Genomic DNA, 21,193 nt, shown 5'->3' with positions numbered 1-21,193 from the left:
TTGTTGTGTTAATTGGAATTTTGTTTATGTTTGCATCATGTTTATAAAGAAGAGGGGAGAGAACAGGCTCGAAGAACCTCTAGCAACATTAAAGAATTAATAAGTGCTACGACCTGACCTGAGCACCAGGAACTATAAATTAAAGTCACATGAAAACAAAAATCGATCACGCCTGCGAAAAAACACCCCACGCTTTTACCGCCTTCCTCACACGAATGTGTTGCTGTTGTTGTTAGTGCCCACCTCATAAGCATAACGGCTTAATAAAATTTATTTAACGGCTCTTCACCGCGTCAAAAAGGCATGGTGCAGGGAAAAAATTGTCTACCCTTAAACAGCAATAACATGTCTACTTATAAAAAATTTACTTTCACAGGATCGCTAGATGAAACACAGATAGCATTCTTTCAAGAGAATGGGTTTATACACTTTGAAGGTTTTGTAAACCGAGACACCGTTGACAATATCATAAGATCAACAGAAACGGTGCAGCGTCAATGGATTCAAAATGGTGTTGATAAAATCAACGGCATTCCCATCAAGTATGGTGTGGATGAAAATGGAAATACCATCGTACAACGTTTTGCGTTTACGAATCAACATAGCCATGAAGTCAATGAATTTGCCAATAGTGCTTCCATCAATTCTCTGAAAGTCTTAATGCCAGAAGGTGCGCGCGTTGGATTGAATGAAAATGATGGCGTTGTATTCAACCACTATGTGAATACGGAAGGATCTAATTTTTCTCACATGGGCTGGCACACAGACAGTGCGCGTGATATTTTCTACGGCAAAAAAGTGTCACCAATGCTTAACATTGGTTTATACCTTGACGACTCCGGTGCGGATCAGGGTGGTTTGAGAATACTGCCGAAAACGCATAAACAAAATCTTTTCAGCTTACTCTTCAAAAAGAAATATTATATGAACAGAGATGCCGATGAAAACGAAGTTCTGGTTGAAGCGAAAGCGGGTGACCTTGTTATTCACGACGGTCGCATATGGCATCGGGTAGCACCATCGCCGTTCTTTGGTGCAAAAAGCAGAAGACGTGTAATGTATGTGCCGATGGTGGTGGGGAAGTTCAAACCGAAATCTGAAAAGAGCAGCACGCCTTTGTATTTGCACCTGTTACCGTTAGTAGGTAAAGCAAAATCTAAGAAGCTTGTTCCGGTACTTAGACAAGTGGAGGCATAGCGAATATGAATGTTGCATCGTGGGGCAATCGGTTTGCGATATTGGTTGCCCGTCAACTCCCTTTGCTTTGGATTGTGCTTGCCATTTCTCCGAATCTAAATCCAGCGCGATCTGTTTGGATACTTGTTATCGTGTACATATTACTTTATGGAGCCGTTACCGGATTCGAAGCAGTATTCAATTTACGACGTAATCAAATTGAAAAGTCAACATTGGGTGTTTGGTTTATAGCAGCAGGGTTATATTGCCTTGCTGCTGTTTTTTCGGCACTACAAGTCGGCGTGGTACTCTTTGTACTCGTATCTATTTATGGTATTGCGTCACTAGGAATGGATGTTTTTTTCTTATCGCATTCACGTACACGAATTGTGGGCAAAGCAGTCCTCGAAGGCATTGTCTCATTGCTCATCATTTATGTGGGCATCAATAACTTCTCCATTGATAACGCATGGCGTCTCGCAGTGATTGTGCCAGGACTGGTTGTTACACTGCTCTTGATTGCGATCGATCTTGCAGAAGGAGAGACACTTGCCTCGCTTCGATACTGGGTTGCGTTAGCGTTGTTCACCGCGGCTGTGGTGGCGGTGATAATCTACCTCGAAAATTATCTACAAGATAGATATCGCTGGCCGGTGTTGTCATTGCTGTTTGCGCTTGCTGTTGCATACTTTTTCTTTCCTTGGCTCATCAGGATTAAATTGTTGACAGCAAGGCAAACGCTTTTGTTTTGGTTATATGCAATCGTACTCAATGCATATTTTTTCTACTTGTTCACCGACTATACGCACATCCTCCAATTGATTTAAGACGCTCGCAATCATTTGCCAAATATTTTCTTTCGATGAAGGAGTCCCCATCGATGAAGTTCATCCATTAGTCGCTCGAGGGATTTTCCATGCGCAGTAATGCTATATTCGACAGTCGGGGGAAAGCTGTCGAATACGGCACGCGTAATAAGTTTATTTGCCTCTAAGCTCTTCAGCTCTTTCGACAATGTTTTATCGGTAATGCCGTACACTTCTTTGGTCAGCTGCTTAAAACGCTTTGGTTCAGAAGCCAATGAAAATAGGATAAGCAGCTTCCATTTTCCTTCAAGCGCCTCGAGCGCATCTTTTATCGCCAGTACATTTTTCGGGCATCCTTCGCGTGTTAACATCAATTATCGGTTTAATCGGTCAATACTATCCTGTTGGATAGCACTATCAGATGGTTAAATGCTTTCCAATGGATAGTAATATAGATACGTTTGTATAAAACACAACTGAATTATGACAACGAAAATTGACAAAAGACGCGTACCGCAGATCATACTTTGGTCACTGCAAATTGTATTGGCGCTACTGCTATTAAGTGGCGCAGCCATGAAGTTATTGATGCCGATTGAAGACCTATCTAAGATGTGGGCATGGGCAGGCGAAGTACCTCCGGCGTTTGTACGATTTATAGGAGGCGTCGATCTGCTCGGTGCAGTCGGAATAGTATTGCCGCTACAACTTGCTGGACGGTTTAATGCGATGGCGATCTCAGGTGCCGGCATCGTTGCATTGATGATCAGCGCAAGTATTTTTCATATTCAACGTGGCGAAGGGTCTGAAATCGGTATCAATATTGTCGTTGGCTTTATCGCAGCTTTTGTTGCGTGGAAGCGATGGAACGCACCCGTTGATCTATTAAGATTCTGTTAAACGTATGATTTTTCTGATAAAGCAGAATTAAAATGCTAATGGCCCGTACGTGGCGTAAAAATAGGTTTGCATGCCTTTTTTCATAGTAATTTAATCCGTGAAATGAAGATGCTGCAGCAATAATGATGTGTGCTGCGCCGCTTCAGTACATCTGTCGTTGCGGTCGATCGCTAATGAGTTCTTCGGATTTGTGAAGATTAAGTAGTACCTTCGATCCGTTGAATTGTGGAGAGATCAATAATTCGTTTTGTAACAAAGTATTTGTTAGTTCCGCAATTTGACGGTGTCGTACAATAACATCGTTTGCCAATACCAAATGTACGAGCCGCACGTTAGTACGTGATCCACTCCCTTGATAAGTTTTCTGCCCTGTTCGGGTAGCGCTGGCTGTAAATGCTGTTGAATGATTGAAGGTGAGATTGATTGTAGTTATAAACACCCAAAGACCGCCATGGAAAAACCGACCCTGAAATTTGCCTCCACGAATCGTGATTTCGTTGCCACGTTGAATAAGCGTGTGAATGAATATTTTAAAGACAACAATATTGCAAGGCATGGTAATCATCAAATGGTAGTGAAAACTATCGTGATGTTTTTGCTTTATTTTGTTCCTTATGTTCTGATATTGTCCAATCCTTCCATGGGCGTTGTTGGTCTGTTGGCCATGGCCATCTTGATGGGACTTGGACAAGCTGGTATTGGGTTGTCTGTAATGCATGATGCGAACCATGGTGCGTATTCGAAAAAGAAATGGATTAACACGTTGATTGGGTATTCCATTAATCTCCTTGGAACAACATCGTTTAACTGGAAGTTACAGCACAACGTCTTGCATCATTCGTATACCAATGTTCATGAAGAAGACGAAGATATTCGGCCGCGTGGTGCGCTTCGTCTAACACCGCATGCCAATTGGAAACGTGTTCACAAGTATCAATTTATTTATGCCTGGTTTTTATATGGACTTCTTACCATTGTTTGGTTGTGTATAAACGATTTCACGCGCCTTGTCCGTTATCAAAAAAATGGGATGATAAAAGCGCAAAAGGCAAACATTGTGAAAGAGTGGGCCGTTCTTTTTTCTACTAAGATTATTTACATAGGGTATATATTTGTGATTCCTCTTGTGCTCACATCGCTGGTCTGGTGGCAGATTGTAATCGGTATTTTGATCATGCATTATATCGCGGGATTCATCCTTGCCATTGTCTTTCAACCAGCCCATGTTATCGAAGGAACAGAGTTTCCGCTCCCGGACGATAACAGAACGCTTGAAAACAATTGGGCGATACATCAACTCCTCACGACCACAAATTTTGGCAACAACAGCAAATGGTTTTCGTGGTATGTGGGTGGCTTGAATTTTCAAATTGAACATCATTTGTTTCCAAATATTTGCCATGTGCACTATTCGAAAATTGCATCTATTGTAAAATCCACGGCACACGAATTCGGATTGCCATATAAAACTTCAAAAACATTTCTTTCAGCACTGGCAGGTCACGCGCGATTGCTTCGTCAGTTGGGTATGCGGCCCGAGCTGGTAGGTGCTCAGTTGAAGTAATATGTGTGAAATGTAACTATAAAAAAAAGAGACTCATCTATATTTTGGGTGAGTCTCTTTTTTGTTATAGAGGTTGGGGGATACTATTCGCAGGCCCAGGTTATTTCACGGGCTGTATCTTCCCACTCAGCCTTACGTGAGAGTGTCTTGCCATCGGCATCATAAGTATAGGTGAAGGTTTCACTTTCTGTCCACCCCGGACCTGAATACGTGAACTTCGTAGCATTTTGCGTGCTCAGATTCGTGTTGTCGAAGTAAGAGTTGTCGCCGTCGGTCGTAGCGCTAATGTAGTATGGACTGACTTTTCCATCATACATGATTTCGGTCTTTGTCTGAACCTCTCCTTTATTGTCGTAATATTCAATTTTTGTAATCACTTGCCCTTGGCTATCATACGTGTATACAGCAGAGTCACTCGTAACAAAATCTTGAGAGCTTTGAGCTGTTGTTCTACTAACGATGCGGTTATTCTTGATGTAGTGAAAGTACCGTGTGTCCAGTACGAATTCACCCTCGCCATTTTTGTAAAAAACGTTCTCGATTATTTTGTCACTTTCATGACCGAACGTTCTATAATTGGTAACAACGTCGTTGTAGAGGTAATTCACCTTGGATAGTTTACCGCTAGCATACTCGTAGGTACGGCTGTATTTTCCGTCTGGGTTGTCATCATCCTCATATTTGGCAGTTGTAATTTGATGATCGTCATTGTACGTGAAAAGTAGTGTACCGTCGTCTAAAGGCAGCTTGGTTACATAACAGATCGGCGTTTTCTCCGGTTCATCGTCTGAGCATTGCATAAATGCGACGCTACACGTTAGTAGGAGCGCGTAACGTAGATAGTTTGTTTTCATTGTTTAAACGGTTCTTGTTCATACTAAAATAAGCCTTCAGCATGACTATCAAAATTTTTCACTTCACAAATGACCTGAGACGTAAGGAATATGTGTCGATTCCCTTTTTTTGACTAGCGCACTTGAACGCTGTTGTGACAACGAGCCTTTAAACATTCGACATCTTCCGCCTATTATTCTACCAACGGGATCGATCGTTTTTTCTTTTTTTGCTTCCTTTGAAGGTGTTTAAACGTATCGCCACCGCCGTGTTTTTCTTTTGCTTGATTTCTATATCAGCCACGGCGCAACAACGCAGCATTTCCGGGATCGTTCTCGATAGTGCCAATAAGTCACCGCTCATTGGGGTTTCTATTCGGTTGTTACAAGCAAGAGATAGTCTAAATCAACGTGGTACAGTAACAGATACTGATGGGAAATTTAATTTCAGCCCCGTGCGATCCACGCATTATACGCTTGTGATCTCTTATGTGGGTTATACATCACGCGAAATCAAATTCGAAGTGAATGACGGTTCTGTTGATCTCGGAACGATTTCGTTAGGTGAATCGTCGACAATGTTGAACGGTGTAGTAGTGCAAGGTGCTTCCATTCAGGTAGAACAAAAGGGTGATACCATTCAATATAATGCGAATGCTTTTAAAGTAACACGTGATGCAACTGCGGAAGATCTCATTGGCAAGATGCCGGGAATTACGTCTGATAACACTGGAATCAAAGCACAAGGTGAAGCAGTACAAAAGGTACTCGTTGATGGCAAAGAGTTCTTTGGCGACGACGCTACACTCGCCATGAAAAATCTTCCAGCGGAAATTATAGAGAAGGTCGAAGTGTTCGATCGGATGAGTGAGCAATCGCAGTTAACGGGTTTTGACGATGGACAAACGCAAAAGACGATTAACATTGTTACAAGAAAGGGACGTAATCAAGGTGTGTTTGGGAGATTGTACGCGGGTGTAAGTAACGATGGGTTATACGCGACGGGAGGAAATGTAAATTCCTTTAAAGGCGCACGTAAACTTTCAGTGATCGGTCAAAGCAATAATGTGAATCAGCAGAACTTTAGCAACGAAGACCTTCTTGGCGTGATGGGTTCATCTGGCGGAGGAAATCGCGGTGGCGGTCGTGGCGGTAGAGGCGGTGGTGGAAATAATTTTTCGATAGGGCAACAAAGTGGAATCTCGACGACACACGCGGTGGGCTTGAACTACATCGACGAATGGAGTAAAAAAATCAAAGTCAGTGGTAGCTATTTCTTTAACAATACAATTAATGAAAGACTTTCTGTTATAGACAGGCAATACATAACGTCGCGTGATAGCGGCTTGGTATACCAGGAAGATAGCCGTGCGAATAATAGAAACTTTAATCATCGCGCGAATTTTCGACTTGAATATCAAATTGATTCTGTTAACACACTCATCCTTACGCCGCGTTTTAGTTTTCAAAATAATAACGCGCGGTCACGACTTTTCGGAAATTATGAATCTCAATCTGACGCATTTGAACGTGCATTAGATAATGCAAATCGTTCGGAGAATGAAGGTTATAACTTTGCTAACAGCATTCTTTTTCGGCATCGCTTTGCCAAGCGTGGAAGATCTTTGTCTGTTAATGTTACCACGGAAATGAATCAGTCGGATGGAAATGGAATACTGTCTTCGACGGATGTTTCAGTGGATACAACGATGATTGTTAATCAAAATTCTGATAACACATCGGAGTCTTACGTGATATCTTCGTCGATTGATTACACAGAACCGGTAGGCAAGCGGGGACAGATTCAGATTAGTTATTCGCCCTCTTTTCGTAAAAGTGATTCTGATAAATTGACCTATAACAACGATCCGGAGTCGAACACGCAAACGCTCGACTCTTTACTGACGAATACCTTCGATAATACGTACATCAATCAACGTGGTGGAATCGGGTACCGATATAATGTCAAGAAGTTTAACTTCAATTCAACGGTTAATTTTCAGCATGCTCAATTGAAGAGCGATCAATTATTTCCTTATGAAGCATCCGTTGATCGGAGCTTTACAAATGTTGTTCCTCAATTTTCTATGAATTACAAATTTACAAACACCAGAAACATACGCGTGCAGTATCGGTCCTCGTCAAACGCACCATCGATATCGCAGCTGCAAAATGTAGTTGATAATCGAAATCCTCTTTTTCTTCGCACAGGAAATCCGAATCTAGCGCAAGATTTTAATCAAAATATTTCTGTTCGCTATGGTAGCTCCAATATCGAGAAGTCTACAAGTTTACTAATGCTTGTCAACGCGAATTTCGTTAATGACTACATTACAAATACATCGATCATCGCCGGTAACGATACAACGGTGAATGATATACCGCTTGCAAGAGGAACGCAATTGTCCTATCCGGTAAATGTCGATGGTTACTATAGCTTGCGTGGATTGGTAACATATGGCTTTCCGTTGAAAGTTTTGAAGTCGAATATGAATGTCAGCAGTGGCATCAATTTCAATAATCAACCGGCGTTGATCAACCAACAGCGAAACGTAGCAAAGAATTATGCGCTTAATCAGTCTGTTGTGTTGAGCAGTAACATCAATGAGCGTATCGATTTTACGGTATCGACGAATGCCAATTATACCATTGTAAAAAACTCCTTACAACGTCAAGCGAACAATAACTATTGGAACTTTGTGTCCAGCGCTCGGCTCAATTGGTTGTTTTGGAAAGGTTTTGTCTTTACGACGAACGTAAGCAATAATGCGTATCTCGGATTATCTGCCGGCCTTGATCAGAGTATTTGGTATTGGAATGCGGGGCTCGGGTATAAGTTTTTAAAGAACGAAGCGCTAGAGGTTAAATTTAATGCGTTCGATATTCTTAATCGGAATAATAGCATTCGTCGCGAGATCACTGAAACCTACATCGAGGATAGCCAGGTTAATGTACTGCAACGATATTACCTTCTCACGGTCACCTATCGACTCAGTCAATTTAAATAGCCTATAGAGTTTTGAAATTCGAGGGAAGTTTCATGTAATTTTAGCGATGGTTTTCAAAATCATCTTATCATGGAACAATTCTTAAATTCATTCGGTGTTCTGACGGACGAGGAGATAGCGTCGATTCAGAAATCTGGTGAGAAGAGAAGTTTTAAGAAAGGTGGATTCTTTATCAGAGAAGGACAGGTATGCGATACCGTTGGATTTGTTCAGTCCGGATGCTTTCGATCGTACTATCACAATGCCCTCGGCGATGAAGTTACGTACTGCTTTACGTTTTCCAACTATTTTATGACGGCGTATTCGTCTTTTATAGCGCAACATAAAACGGTAGAGAATATTCATGCAATTGCAGACGCAGACGTGATTTGTATTCCTCGCGACGTATTCATGAGGCTTGAACAATCCAGCGTGAATTGGCTTCGGCTTGCGAAGATGATTGCTGAACAAGAGTTTATACGGATGGAGCAACGCATTTTTTCTTTGCTGACGGAGACGGCTGAAATGAAATACAAAGATTTACTCAAGCGGAACCCGGAGTATCTTCAGATGATCCCTTTGAACTACCTAGCTTCCTATCTAGGCATTACGCAGCGACACCTCAGCAGAATCAGAAAGTCTATTTCGATTTAGACATTTGTCCTTTCCAATCGGTGCATGTCATGATTTCTTTGCCCAAAAAAGTAAACATGAAAAAGGTATTGATCATCAATGGACACCCAGATAAGCAGAGTTACAATGCCGCGCTCCTCGACGCTTATAAGAGCGGGTTGAGCAAAACGGAAGCGCAGGTGTCTGAAATTAATATTGTTGACTTACAATTTAATCCCAACCTCGGCTTTGGTTACCGTAAGAGAACGGAGCTTGAGCCAGACCTGGTTACGGCTATCGAAAAGATTGAAGCTGCAGAGCACCTCGTTTGGGTTTTCCCGATGTGGTGGTATGGAAGTCCCGCAATCATGAAAGGTTTCATTGACCGCGTGTTTTTGCCGGGCATCGCCTTTCAACCGCGAGAAGGAAATCCATTTCCAAAAAAATTATGGAAGGGAAAATCGGGTCACATCATTGTTACGGCCGATACACCAAGATGGTACGATTGGCTTATCATGAAAAGTCCAACGCTCAATCAATTCAAGAAAGGTACACTAGAACTTTGTGGCGTTGGTCCTGTGAAGGTGACATACATTGCGCCTATTAAGGATTCGACCGAAAAATTCCGAAAGCGCTGGTTGGAGAAGGTCTTCTTGTTAGGAACCAAAGGTCATTAACAGGGGCAAACGATGCGTGATTAAGGAAAACACGCTTTGTATAATTTTTGGATGACGTGCTCGATTTCATCTGTTGGGATGCTTCCAAATTCAAAAAGGATTTCGACGTGTTTAAGTTTTTGCCTAACATGATAGAACTGACTTCCTGGTGTCACGAGAATACCTTGGTCAGCAGCACGACGAACTACTTCGGATTCACTGATGGTGGTGAAAATTTTTAAGAATATGTTTAAGCCCGACGGTGTATCGTTAAAGCGGATGCGTTGCTTGGGCAATGTTTTTAGTTTGGCGATGCAAGCTTCATATTTTAGTCGATAGACTTTTCCCATTTTACGAAGGTGACTTTCCCAATAGCCGTGTTCCATAAAGAGCGCAAGTGTCTTGCGTGTAAAGAAGGGAACAGTGTTCGTAAGGTGCTTAAAAGATTGGATTTCCGTTAGCAGCTGCGGTGGAATTACGATGTAGGCGACGCGTAAGGATGGCATTAATGCACTCGAGAACGTGCCAACATAGATGACGTTGTTCGCGCCATCAAGCGCTTGTAAAGATGGCATCAACTTAGTTTTGTAGCGGAACTCACAATCGAAATCGTCTTCAATTATGAATGCATTATTCCGTTTGGCCCAATCGAGAATTTGAAGGCGATGGTTCACGGGAATTGCTGCACCGGTAGGGTATTGATGGGATGGGGTCAAGTATAGCAAGTCTGCTTTTGTTTTCTTAAGCGCCATGATATCGATGCCGTTGTCTTGTACGGTGATCGGTTTTACTTGATAGTCAAACTCAAGAAATAGATTTTTTATACGGGCGTAACCCGGATCTTCCATGAGCATTCTTCTACATTGTTTGCGAAGAACGAACGCAAGCCAAAACATAAGTGAACTTGCGCCAGATCCAATAATGAGTTGCGCGGATGTGGTCTTGACGCCACGGTATTTGTATAAATATTTGACGAGCTGTTCTTTTAACGATTCGTCATTCTCATACTCCTCATATTGAAAGCTGATATTATCTAGTGCCCAGTTACTGCATTTTCGCCATTGCTTGACAGGGAAGTTTCCCTGGTCAACCAAATGCACAGAAGCGCTAAACGGAATCTTTTTCTTTCGTTTCGATTCGGCCGGTATTGCAGTTGCTTCTGTCATGCTGTGCAATTGCCAATCTCTAATAGCGATCTTATTGACGAAGAGGCCACGGCGCTGTTCGTTCCGAACATAACCCTCAGCCACGAGTTGCTCGTAGGCTTGTATAATCGTATTATTTGCAACACCCAACTCCGCTGCAAGCCATCGGTATGACGGAAGCTTTTCGTTAGCGTGTAATTTTTGCGAGAGGATGGCTTCTCGGTAGAATTCGTAGACCTGCTGATAACGCGATTTTTTGCCGTGATGAATTACTGGTATCATAAATCTGCACCCATTAAAATGATCAAAAATGCATCCAATACTAGGTGCAAAGCTATTGTAGTTTTACGCATGTCAAACAAAATAATATGATAAACGTTATGAAAAATCTATTACTACTGTGCTTAATATGCTTCCTCTCCGTATCATTCGAGGCAATTGCTCAGATTCCCAAAGATTTTAAAATGGTGAATGCTCGCGTGGATCAACATGGTGAACTTGTTATCACGGCATCGGCTGGATCTTCCAAAACGGACTTCGATTTTCTTACAGGCAAATGGACGATGGATAACCGCCGGTTGAAATGTCGATTGAATAATTGTACGGAATGGATCGAGTATAAATCTTCGGACGAGAATTTGGGACCGATTTTAAATGGACTTGGGAATCTTGATTTCTACAGGACATCTTACAATCAGGTGGATAACACACCCTACGAAGGTGTCACGTTGCGACTGTTCAATCCGCAGACAAAACTGTGGAGTTTGTATTGGGTCGATAGCAACCTCGGTATCATGGATCCGCCAGTAGTGGGATCGTTCGATGGTAATGTCGGTACCTTCTACTGCAAAGATATTTTTGAAGGCAAGCCGATTTTAGTAATGTTCAAGTGGGATAAAACCGACGCCAACAATCCAGTATGGAGTCAAGCATTTTCTCAAGACAATGGCAAAACTTGGGAAATGAATCTAACCAACGTTTCACATCGAATTAAATAGGTATGGTGATTACACAAGGAACATTAAATGATATAGCAGAACTATGTGTCTTGTTTAACGATTACCGTGTATTTTACGGAAAGCCTGGCGACCTTCATGGCGCCAGGCGGTTCCTGCACGAGCGTATGCGAAATCATGAGTCGATTATCTTCTTAGCACGATCAAATACAGGCGAGCTTACGGGATTTGTTCAATTGTATCCGATATTTTCGTCTACACGTATGCGGAGGCTTTGGTTACTCAATGATCTCTTCGTTGTTCCCGCGCATAGGGGTACCGGTACTTCAGTAGCATTAATGGATGCAGCAAAATACTTTTCGCGCGAAACAGAGTCTTGCGGATTGGTTCTAGAAACAGCGAAAACCAATCTTGTTGCAAACAGACTTTATCAACGCCTCGGATTTGAAATGGACAACGATCACAATTATTACGCATGGAACGATTGATCTTGATCTTTTCAATTTTGATTTGCTGCTTGTGCTGTTTCTTAATACAAGCACAAGAAAAGTTGGACGCGCCGGAAATATTTTTGCCAGGAATAGTGTCCACCGATAGCAATGAATTTAATGCATGTTTTTCTAACGACGGACAATCATTTTATTTCTCCCGAACCGTTAGTAAGAGAACGTTATTGTTTGTCACGGTTCGGTCTCATGGTAATTGGTCGAAACCCGTCATGCTTACATTTTGTAGTGACGGATTTTCGTATGCCGATCCAGCAGTTTCTCCCCTGGGAGAATTGTATTTTATATCGAACAGACCAATCAATGCGCGCGATACAACGAAGGACTATGATATCTGGAAGACTTCTTTTGGCAACGGGAGTTGGGAACCCATTGTGAACGTTGCGTCACTCAATTCACCCTTTGATGAATATTACATTTCATTCACTGCCAAAGGCGACGCGTATTTTTCGTCGTCGCGACAAGGTGGCTTCGGTGAAGAAGATCTTTACATGGCCCCCTTTAAAAATGGGGTGTTTGATGTTCCTGTGAACTTAGGTGAAAAGGTGAATACTCGTCATTCGGAGTACGATCCTTTTGTTAACCCTGACGGCGACCAATTGGTGTTTGCCAGTAGTGGGAGGGATAATTCCTTGGGTAAGGCAGACCTGTATTGTTCGCAGCGGAAAGGAAGCTGGCTTGATCCTGTTCATCTTGGCGTTGAGGTTAATACATCGTTACGAGATTTCTGTCCCTATATTTCAAAGGACGAGTACTTTTACTTTAGCAGCGGTGGGGAGATACGAAGGGTGTCGAAGACGGCGATTACGAAAGCGTTGAAGCGCAGTACGATCAAATAGTCTCAAATGTTGAGTAGCCAGTCCGATGGCTAGACGTGTTCGTAGATGGGAAGTGAAACAAAAAATTCGCTTCCTTTTCCTGGTTTACTCTTTACAGAAATGTCACCGTTGTTCTCGCGCATCAGTTCTTTACATAAAAGCAAACCGATGCCCGTGCCTTTTTCATTATTGGTTCCTGCTTGCGTAACGTCACCGCTCATGGTAAATAACTTTTCCTGTAAGTCTTCCGGTATTCCGATTCCTTGATCGTGCACAGAGATCAGTACCTGGTTTCCGTCAATTGAAGCCGTAATCGTGACATCGCTATCGGGATGACTAAACTTGATACTATTCGATAGTAGATTTCTTAGCACTGTATCAATGGCTTGATAATCGGCATATCCAACAACTTGATTGTCGATCGGATGTATTAGCCTAACACTTTTATTTTCAGCAATAGCTTGGTAGAGTCCAATGTTTTTCTCAATCAGCGCGGTGACGTCGAGTTTATCAAATGTCCATTGACGTTTCTTTGACGTGGTGACAGACCAATCCAGGATATTGTTGATGAGTGCTGTTAGGTTGTCGAGTGATACGTCAATTTTTTCTTTGATATCTTTTGTTTCTTCTTTTGTTAAAATATCGGCATGATGAACCAGTAAATAGGAGAGACCTTTCAAGGCGCCTAGTGGTGAACGCAGGTCGTGCGAGAGGATAGAAAAGAAACGATCTTTTTCTTTGTTAAGCCTGTCGAGATCATTTTTCTGTTGCTCAATTTCTGCGTTTTTGTTGGCTAGTCGGTCACGTGCTGTTCTGGTCGTTCGATAGGCATAAAAGATTACACTTAAGAGAATTAGGAGTACAAGGATTCCCCCCGTAAGTACATAGCTGACCAACGTGCTGTTTCTTGCATTGGCTTCATGCAGCTCTTTGTCTTTTTTAAGAAGCGTAATTTCTCTTTCTTTTTCTTCTACATTGAATTTGGTCTTTAGTTCTTCTACCGCAGCTTCATGATTTTGATTGTCGATGCTATCGGCGAGGTCGTTGTATATTTTTTGGTAAGCAAGGGATGATTTATAATCTTTTGCCTTCTCATCAAATTCTGCAATGAATTTACTGCATCGTAACATCGTTGAAAGTTCATTCACTGTTTTCGCAATCTCAAACCCTTGCACAGCAAGTTTACGCGCTTCTCCTAATTGTCCCTGATTTTGTCTTACACGCGCCATGGCGAGATACGTCTGCCCGCGACCTTGCATGTCGTTTGTCAACAAAAAAATACTATCTGCCTTTTTGTAGTAGGTCATCGCTTCATTCCATTGCTTTTCCGTTTGTGCAATAGAGCCTAAGTTGGAATAGCCGCGTGAAATTCCATAAAGGTCATTGTTCTTTATCTTGATCTTAAGCGACTTTAAGTAGTATATTTTTGCAGTAGCATCGTCGTTCAGATCTTGATAGATAATACCGATATTATTGAGCGCATATGATTCACCCTTTTCATCGCCCATCTGTTGAAAGATTTCCAGGGCTTGTTTGAAATAAGTAAGTGACTGTTGTGGATCGTTTGAGTTGGCATACACAATACTGATATCATTGAGTGAATGCGCTATTTGAACGCTGTCTCGAATTTCTCGATATAGCGCTAAAGCATCGAACATGTGTTGCAATGCTTCTACTGCGTTATCTTGATCACGCTTCAATCGGCCAATGTGCAATGTTGCGTCGGCTTGGCCTTTTTTGTTTTTGACTGCTTCCGATTTGTTTAAAGACTTAACGGCATATGTCATCGCGGAATCCATTTGAAAACCCTCATAAGCCATTGCTAATTCGAGAAGGATCCGAATCTCTGCTGTGTCTGATTTAACAGTCGGCAATTCCAACATCAGGCGGTTAATTTTGTCAACCTTTTGAGCGTGTAGAACAACGGGCGTCGCGCTAACCAGACACCAAAGGAGAATGTGAACGAGAAGACGAGGCATTGAGGTTAATGTGGCTTCAAACAACGTGTAAATATAATGTAATAATGCTTTCTTCGATATGTGATTTTTACCCTAGTACTCCCATCATGTTACGTTGCCCATAAACTTCTCCTTATATTGTTTCGTTATCTTTGGACGTATCCACACGGATGGTCTTGTTTAGCGTAAATGTAGCAATGTAGTAGTGGTGTTATGGGAAAACGAAAGAAAAAAAGTGAGCCGACAGTTATCGTTCATCTCGTTGACGGGACCTACGAGTTGTATCGTCATTTTTACGGGTTGCGTAGTTTTAACAAAGGAAAGGACACACCATTCGGGGCCTTAGTCGGTGTGCTAAATGGAATTTTACAAATGATTGATGAAGGCGCAACACATATCGGTGTGGCTACTGATCATATTATAGAATCTTTTCGAAATGAATTGTGGCCTGGCTATAAAACAGGTGCGGGTATTGAGCGTGCGTTGTGGAAGCAATTTCATCCACTAGAAGAAGCGCTGATAGCGATGGGTGTGACGGCTTGGCCTATGGTTGAATTAGAAGCCGATGATGCCTTGGCTTCGGCGGCAAAAATAGCAAACGAAGATTCTCGCGTTGCTAAGGTTTGTATTTGGACGCCCGACAAAGATCTTGCTCAATGTGTGCAAGATGATCGTGTTGTTCAAATCGATAGACGCGCAAAAGTCATTCGTGATGCGAAAGCAATACATGCTAAGTTTGGTGTTCCGCCACATTTGATACCGGATTTTCTTGCGTTGGTGGGCGATAGTGCCGATGGCTATCCGGGTATTGATGGTATTGGAAAAACAGGTGCTGCCAAACTTCTAAATCAATATGGGGCTATTGAAAAATTCCCGTCGAAGGTACTCGGCGAAAAAAGAGAGCACGCAGTACTGTTCAAACGACTTGCCACGCTGAGAACGGATGCATTGTTGTTTGATGACGTCGACGAGCTTCAGTGGCGTGGTCCGACTCCCGCGTTTGAGTCGTTCGCTTCGAAATTTGAATCACCAAAATTATTGTCACGCGCCATCGATTTGTCGAATAAGTTGCAAGGCAAATAGCGACCAACGCGTTGGTGATCTTTTAAAATTTAAACATTGTCTACAACCTTTTTTTATTTCAGTGTGTCAAAGGATGCATGAAATTTAAACTCGTTGTCGTTCTATTCTTCACCGTTACATTTGCACATGCGCAATGGGAGCGCGTGCACCCTCTGTCAGACTTAAATCGGTTTATTCACCATGCGCAAATTCAACGCACTGGAAATCGTTGGATGGCATTCGGAAATGATGTCGCAATTTCCGATGACAAAGGTGGCCATTGGAACGTTAGCACCCACGATCTTCCTTTTGTCTTTAAGCCGGATATGAAATACACCGACGTCACCTTTGTGAGCGATGATGTCGGCTTCATTGTTTTTCAATCCTCAATTTTTAAAACAACAGATGGTGGACATTCTTGGAATACCGTTCTTACGCTTCAACCCAGTAACGATAAATATCTTTACAGTGCATACTTCCATGCAATTGCTTTTGCCAATGAAAGTGAGGGATATGCCGTCGGCGACTTTGAAAAAATATTTCACACCCAAGATGGGGGAGAACATTGGGAGGAAATTTCGTGGAGTGGCGTAACATCACCGTTTATCGCATACACCGATGTTGCCTTCGACGAAAATGGTCATGTCTACGTGGGCGGATATGAAGTGAGCGACATCTTGATGAATTTTGGTTTTGAGGAATTCGTAATGTCACCAGTGGCAGGTGAATCACGTTGGGAAAGATCCTTCATTACAACGGGCTTTGATTTTCGCGTAGTGACACCTCAAGTCGTAGGAGAGCATAAATATTTTGTTCATCTCGCAAGGACGCAGGCAACAGAACAAATCTTTTTTACCGAAGATGATGGGCAACATTGGGATGAGCGTACACCAACCGAGATGCGACTTGTGCGCACGTTGGAATGTTTGTCGAGCGGAGTTGTGTTGGCTTGGGGAGAAGATCACCAATATCAATCTGCGCTTTTTCGTTCTGATGACTTGGGTGAAACGTGGACGCGGATTGCATTGCCAATTTTTTCACAACAAGATGATTTTGCAATAACAGACATTGTTTTCGAAACGCAACAGGTTGGTTTTGCAGTGGGGGCGGGGGGAAGCGTATTGACAACTACAGATGCAGGACAAACATGGCAAGTGAGTAACGCCGGTTATCCTGCATTTTTTTCATTTGATGTCGTCGATGCGAAGGTTGGATTTGCATCAAGTGGCGTCGGATTCTTCGAGACGAACAATGGCGGTGCGAGTTGGTCGTTTGCGCCAGCTTCCGATTCTTTAACTTTTTTAGACATGGCATTCGCATCGGCGGATCAGGGAATGTTTTTTGGATGGCGTAATTCGTATTATGGGGTGAGGCAGAAAGCTGCGGTGATTGAAAGGTTGACGTTGCCGGTTAATTTTTTGTCGCTTAGCGCAGCCATGCAGAAAGGTGATTCGATGTTCGTCGTGGGCATGACGAGAAGCCCCATGAAAAATGTATTCTTGCGTTCCGGCGATTTAGGCGAAAGTTGGGAGACCATAGATATTCCCAACCTCTCAAGTATGCCAACCCAAATTGAACGTTCAGAGAAATACATCTATGTGAGTACGTCAAGTGGCATTCGTCGTGGAAAAGGTGTGTCATGGAACGTGGTTTCCGATTTTTCGCAAGACGCACTGGAGTCGATGATGGTGATCGATGATGATACCATTCTTGGTTATTTTAGCTCGGGTGTTGTGAAACGTACGGTCGATGGCGGAAAGACATGGTCGCTTGTAGGTAATTTTTCTTCGGTAACTTCGGTGAAAGATTTTATCAAGGTAAAAGATATAATCTTTGCTTACGGTTGGGAAATTCTCAATAGCGCTTCCTTTGGTGCCATATGGCGTTCGAATGACAACGGTGCTACATGGAAAAAAGAAGTGTTTCCCATTTGTGATAATGTAATCAACGACATGGATGCTGTTGATGATGTAGTATATGCTACGGGCGGATATGGGCTAGTATTTGCTTTAACGCTCGATGAGACAGTAACGGGTGTTGAAAGTTACGGAGCGCAATCGGGCATCGAAATATATCCTGTACCAGGTGACAAGTATTTGTTTTTCGAATTGGACGGAGCGGAACCTATAACTTGTACTATGATTGATGTTTCTGGGCGACGTTGGACATTGCCATTTAATTGTGAATTAAATGCGCGTTGGCGAATTGATGTCACAACGGTACCGCCAGGCGTATATACGATGATGATCAACTCCTCACGTGGGTATTTCCGAAAACGAACTGTGATCGCCAGGTAGTGCGGTTTGTTTTGGAGAGAAAGAAACGGCTGCTTCAAAGTCGTTTTTGAAACAACCGTTCCTGATGAATTAGAAGAAGAAAGTAATGCCTGCTTTAAAGAAGAACGGCGTGCCTGGAGTGAAATGTATTTCAGAAACAGGATCGACTTCATTTTCAAGCCTTGATTCTGTATCAAATTGAGCTTCATTCCATTCTTCATCGAGAATGTTTTCTGCAGCAAAGCTTACTTCGAAAGATTTTCGTGTGTATTTAAGCACGGCGTCCATGAGGAAGTAACCTTCGGCAACAACGCTATTGTCTTCGTTTGCTGCGCGGTCTCCTAGGTAACGATATCGAAGACTTCCACTAAATCCATTTTGAAATTTCACTGACAATCCACCGATACTTGTGAATGTCGGTGCCAATGGAATGTGATCTTCGCCCTCTGGTGCTCCTTTTGCTTTCGGATTCGTAACGTTTACATCGGTATCGACATACAGCCACGGCAGTGCTTGGTATCGCATGGAAACATCTAGGCCACGACGTTGTGTTTCTCCGCTGGGCTCAACAATTCCCTCGTCGCCAACGTAAACAAACTCTTGTTCTAAGTCGAGCATCCACAGTGCGGTGCTAACCACTAACTTGTTTCCAACTTTAAAGTTTGCGCCGATGTCTGCGCCGAATGCGCTCGGAAGAATTTCGTTTCCGTTTTGCGCAACTACTACGCGCGTATCATTTGAATGAAATCCGATGCCGGTTTTTGCGAACAGATTAACGCTTTGTGACAAATCGTAGCTTACGTTAAGTTTTGGACTGACTACGGCTTTGCTCACGCTTTGTCTGTTGTACAATGGCGTCAGCGCATCTACATAGTTGAACGTGAAATGATCAAGACGAACCGCCGCGTTGAGGGACAACTTATCACTCAATGTCAAGGTTTCGTTCACGTATGCGAAAAGATTGGTTTCATCCACATCACCACGGGCAACGTCATCAAGAAATTGTTTGCGTGATTTCGTGTGATATAGATGAATGTCATTGACGTCATCGTATCTGAATCCAGCACCGAGTTCACTTTGGAGAATTTTGCTTCCAAGATTGGTGCTTCTCGTGTAACTCCCTCTATAACTATAAATATTTCGAGATTCACTTTGTGTTATCTGGTCTCCATTGATTGGATCATTTAGGAAAAATGTAAAATTAGAAACGAGATAGAAATCGTATTTTGAAAAGCTTAGCTGATTTTCAAATACGCCGCCATTGTCTTGTGTATTCGTGTATTTGATCCATGCATTTGTACGGGAAGTCTCTCCGCCTTCTGTAGGATCAATTGAACCGAAACGTGCAATCGAACCGTCTTTAATTGCACGCACAGGAACTTGCCCCGATGCATCCCATCTGCTGTTGAATGTGGATATCCCAATGCTCAATGCTTCTTTATCGTCACGATACGCATTGTACTTCGCATTTAAGTTTAAGCGATTAAAGTTCTGATTGGCCTCGAAGTAGCCATCGGTTCTGAAATACTCTGAAGCAACATAAAGATTTTTCTGCCAAACGCCTTCGCTACTATTGAAGATATTAATTGCGTTAACATTCCTCAATGTTCCAAATCTACCGCCTTCAACTTTTACCATGTTTTGATCCAATACGTTTTTTGTATAGAACGATGCATATCCAGCGGTTGTAAAATTACCTTTATCAGCAGTGTATGGACCTTTGTTAAAATCGACTTTGCCAATCAGCTCAGGAATGAGAAAGTGAAGATCAGAATAACCTTGACCATGTGCATGCGAAACCATGTTTACAGGCAGACCATCAACCTCGAGATTAATATCCGTGCCGTGATCGATGTCAAATCCACGGAGAAAAATTTGCTCTGATTTTCCGCCACCTGCGTGTTGCGCGATAAATAAACCGGGCACCATTCTCAAAATGTCTTGTGATGTGTTCACAGGACGGAGTTTAATATCAACTTGAGAAATCGTGTTGATTTGCTTGTTCAATTGGTCAGTAATGACAACATCTGCAAGCATGAGTTCGCCTTGCTCGAGACTGATCTTGATGATCACCGGCGTTTCGGTAACGATTACCGATTTTTGTTGTGCGCCATAACCTAACGATGTGACCGATACATCGTATGTTCCGGGTGGAATATTATGTAAAGAGAATCTACCAAGACCGTCGGATGTTGTCCCTTTGTTGAGTGATTGTATCGAAATGCTAACATCTGGTAAAGGTTGGTTTTTGGAGTCTACAATTGTTCCACTAACAACACCTTGCCCCAATGCTACATTCAGGCCGACGCAAATGAGCATCGCCTGAAATAAAAGAAATTTCATTTATTCTTTGATCGTTAATATGTTATAAAATAAAATGACTGGTCACGCTTGGACGTGACAATTTAATGGTCATTAATGACGCATTAAGAAATTGTATTGATGTTGCTGAGGACTTCTGGTGGTGGCGTAGGCGGTAGCAGTCTAGCGCTCAAATGCTCGAGATGTTGCGCATCGACCACGCGCAGTAATAATGGATTGTGGAATTTAAATTCTTGATTACTTTGGGCAAATAGGAAGAAATTGATGGCGAAAGGAATGTTGCTGGGAGCGTCGTCCTTTTCATGATGGTGGTGCGACACAGTTCCGTGATGATGATGGTGATCGTGGTTATGGCCATGTTCATGGTCACGCATGGAATGATGCTCATGGTGATCGTGGCTGTGGAGCGCCGATATGTTTAGCGCTGCAAGTTGGTGAAGGAAGTCGTGCACCATCTCCACGGATCCATAAAAAAGCATGGACGTGGCATAAAACATGAGCACAAGTGAAACACCTCTCATCAGAGCGCAAAGGTATTGTTTTCTGATGCAAAACGGTTGCTGCTGGTGTAATTATAAGTTTAGTAACATGTTGTGGACCAGGTGGCTTAACGAAG

18 protein-coding genes and 1 riboswitch are annotated in these 21,193 nt (G+C 42.6%); of the genes, 12 read left to right on the top strand and 6 right to left on the bottom strand.

The window, feature by feature from the left end:
* Nucleotides 1-38: 38 nt before the first annotated feature.
* A riboswitch (SAM riboswitch) is annotated at nt 39-141 on the top strand.
* Between the two features lie 204 nt (nt 142-345).
* Together DQQ10_RS06940 and DQQ10_RS06935 are read left to right on the top strand one after the other, a co-directional pair.
* Nucleotides 346-1,197 carry a phytanoyl-CoA dioxygenase family protein gene (locus DQQ10_RS06940; protein ID WP_112746094.1) on the top strand — a complete coding sequence of 284 codons (852 nt, stop codon included), beginning with the start codon at nt 346-348 and terminating at the stop codon, nt 1,195-1,197.
* A 5-nt stretch (nt 1,198-1,202) separates the two neighbouring features.
* Complete coding sequence (locus DQQ10_RS06935) at nt 1,203-2,003, top strand: hypothetical protein (RefSeq protein WP_112746093.1); 801 nt, start codon at nt 1,203-1,205, stop codon at nt 2,001-2,003.
* A gap of 11 nt (nt 2,004-2,014) precedes the next feature.
* Here the strand turns inward: DQQ10_RS06935 and DQQ10_RS06930 are convergent, their stop codons facing one another.
* The gene (locus DQQ10_RS06930) at nt 2,015-2,353 is read right to left on the bottom strand and encodes a winged helix-turn-helix transcriptional regulator (RefSeq protein ID WP_112746092.1); all 339 of its coding nucleotides are present in this window, start codon (nt 2,351-2,353) and stop codon (nt 2,015-2,017) included.
* A 112-nt stretch (nt 2,354-2,465) separates the two neighbouring features.
* On the opposite strand from DQQ10_RS06930, the gene DQQ10_RS06925 reads away from it, so the two are divergent.
* Nucleotides 2,466-2,882, top strand: coding sequence for a DoxX family protein (locus DQQ10_RS06925; protein WP_112746091.1), 417 nt, complete (start codon nt 2,466-2,468; stop codon nt 2,880-2,882).
* 451 nt (nt 2,883-3,333) lie between these two features.
* Nucleotides 3,334-4,446 (top strand): fatty acid desaturase family protein, encoded by a 1,113-nt coding sequence (locus DQQ10_RS06915; protein ID WP_112746089.1) that lies wholly within the window; start codon nt 3,334-3,336, stop codon nt 4,444-4,446.
* A gap of 83 nt (nt 4,447-4,529) precedes the next feature.
* On the opposite strand, the gene DQQ10_RS06910 is transcribed toward DQQ10_RS06915, so the two are convergent.
* The gene (locus DQQ10_RS06910) at nt 4,530-5,300 is read right to left on the bottom strand and encodes a hypothetical protein (protein ID WP_112746088.1); all 771 of its coding nucleotides are present in this window, start codon (nt 5,298-5,300) and stop codon (nt 4,530-4,532) included.
* 263 nt (nt 5,301-5,563) lie between these two features.
* Here DQQ10_RS06910 and DQQ10_RS06905 point away from each other — a divergent pair, with 263 nt between their 5' ends.
* From DQQ10_RS06905 to DQQ10_RS06895, 3 genes are all read left to right on the top strand, one after another.
* Nucleotides 5,564-8,287 (top strand): TonB-dependent receptor, encoded by a 2,724-nt coding sequence (locus DQQ10_RS06905; RefSeq protein ID WP_245970310.1) that lies wholly within the window; start codon nt 5,564-5,566, stop codon nt 8,285-8,287.
* A 69-nt stretch (nt 8,288-8,356) separates the two neighbouring features.
* Complete coding sequence (locus DQQ10_RS06900; protein ID WP_112746087.1) at nt 8,357-8,920, top strand: Crp/Fnr family transcriptional regulator; 564 nt, start codon at nt 8,357-8,359, stop codon at nt 8,918-8,920.
* A gap of 56 nt (nt 8,921-8,976) precedes the next feature.
* A complete protein-coding gene (locus DQQ10_RS06895) occupies nt 8,977-9,555 on the top strand; it encodes an NAD(P)H-dependent oxidoreductase (protein ID WP_112746247.1) in 579 nt (192 codons plus the stop codon).
* A gap of 20 nt (nt 9,556-9,575) precedes the next feature.
* Here DQQ10_RS06895 and pdxR read toward each other — a convergent pair whose 3' ends face one another.
* Nucleotides 9,576-10,961: a MocR-like pyridoxine biosynthesis transcription factor PdxR gene (gene pdxR, locus DQQ10_RS06890; RefSeq protein ID WP_112746086.1), complete on the bottom strand. Its 1,386-nt coding sequence runs from the start codon at nt 10,959-10,961 to the stop codon at nt 9,576-9,578.
* A 98-nt stretch (nt 10,962-11,059) separates the two neighbouring features.
* Between pdxR and DQQ10_RS06885 the strand changes: the two genes are divergently transcribed.
* The 3 genes from DQQ10_RS06885 (at nt 11,060) to DQQ10_RS06875 (ending at nt 12,980) form a co-directional block, all read left to right on the top strand.
* The gene (locus DQQ10_RS06885) at nt 11,060-11,677 is read left to right on the top strand and encodes a hypothetical protein (protein WP_221409688.1); all 618 of its coding nucleotides are present in this window, start codon (nt 11,060-11,062) and stop codon (nt 11,675-11,677) included.
* A 2-nt stretch (nt 11,678-11,679) separates the two neighbouring features.
* Entirely contained in the window at nt 11,680-12,123 is a 444-nt protein-coding gene (locus tag DQQ10_RS06880) for a GNAT family N-acetyltransferase (RefSeq protein ID WP_112746084.1), read from the top strand.
* Nucleotides 12,124-12,353: 230 nt separating this feature from the next.
* A complete protein-coding gene (locus tag DQQ10_RS06875; RefSeq protein ID WP_221409687.1) occupies nt 12,354-12,980 on the top strand; it encodes a TolB family protein in 627 nt (208 codons plus the stop codon).
* A 29-nt stretch (nt 12,981-13,009) separates the two neighbouring features.
* On the opposite strand, the gene DQQ10_RS06870 is transcribed toward DQQ10_RS06875, so the two are convergent.
* Nucleotides 13,010-14,938, bottom strand: a complete 1,929-nt coding sequence (locus DQQ10_RS06870) for a tetratricopeptide repeat-containing sensor histidine kinase (protein ID WP_112746082.1) — start codon at nt 14,936-14,938, stop codon at nt 13,010-13,012.
* A gap of 192 nt (nt 14,939-15,130) precedes the next feature.
* Here DQQ10_RS06870 and DQQ10_RS06865 point away from each other — a divergent pair, with 192 nt between their 5' ends.
* Nucleotides 15,131-16,000, top strand: a complete 870-nt coding sequence (locus tag DQQ10_RS06865; RefSeq protein ID WP_112746081.1) for a 5'-3' exonuclease — start codon at nt 15,131-15,133, stop codon at nt 15,998-16,000.
* A gap of 77 nt (nt 16,001-16,077) precedes the next feature.
* Nucleotides 16,078-18,276, top strand: a complete 2,199-nt coding sequence (locus DQQ10_RS06860) for a YCF48-related protein (protein WP_112746080.1) — start codon at nt 16,078-16,080, stop codon at nt 18,274-18,276.
* A gap of 69 nt (nt 18,277-18,345) precedes the next feature.
* Here the strand turns inward: DQQ10_RS06860 and DQQ10_RS06855 are convergent, their stop codons facing one another.
* Entirely contained in the window at nt 18,346-20,598 is a 2,253-nt protein-coding gene (locus DQQ10_RS06855; protein ID WP_112746079.1) for a TonB-dependent receptor, read from the bottom strand.
* 83 nt (nt 20,599-20,681) lie between these two features.
* Nucleotides 20,682-21,098: a hypothetical protein gene (locus tag DQQ10_RS28090; protein WP_221409686.1), complete on the bottom strand. Its 417-nt coding sequence runs from the start codon at nt 21,096-21,098 to the stop codon at nt 20,682-20,684.
* Between the last annotated feature and the right edge of the window lie 95 nt (nt 21,099-21,193).

Source organism: Pseudochryseolinea flava (genome assembly GCF_003286915.1).
Lineage (GTDB): Bacteria > Bacteroidota > Bacteroidia > Cytophagales > Cyclobacteriaceae > Ohtaekwangia > Ohtaekwangia flava.
Note: the sequence above shows the minus strand (reverse complement) of the source record. Positions and strands in the feature narration are given on the sequence as shown.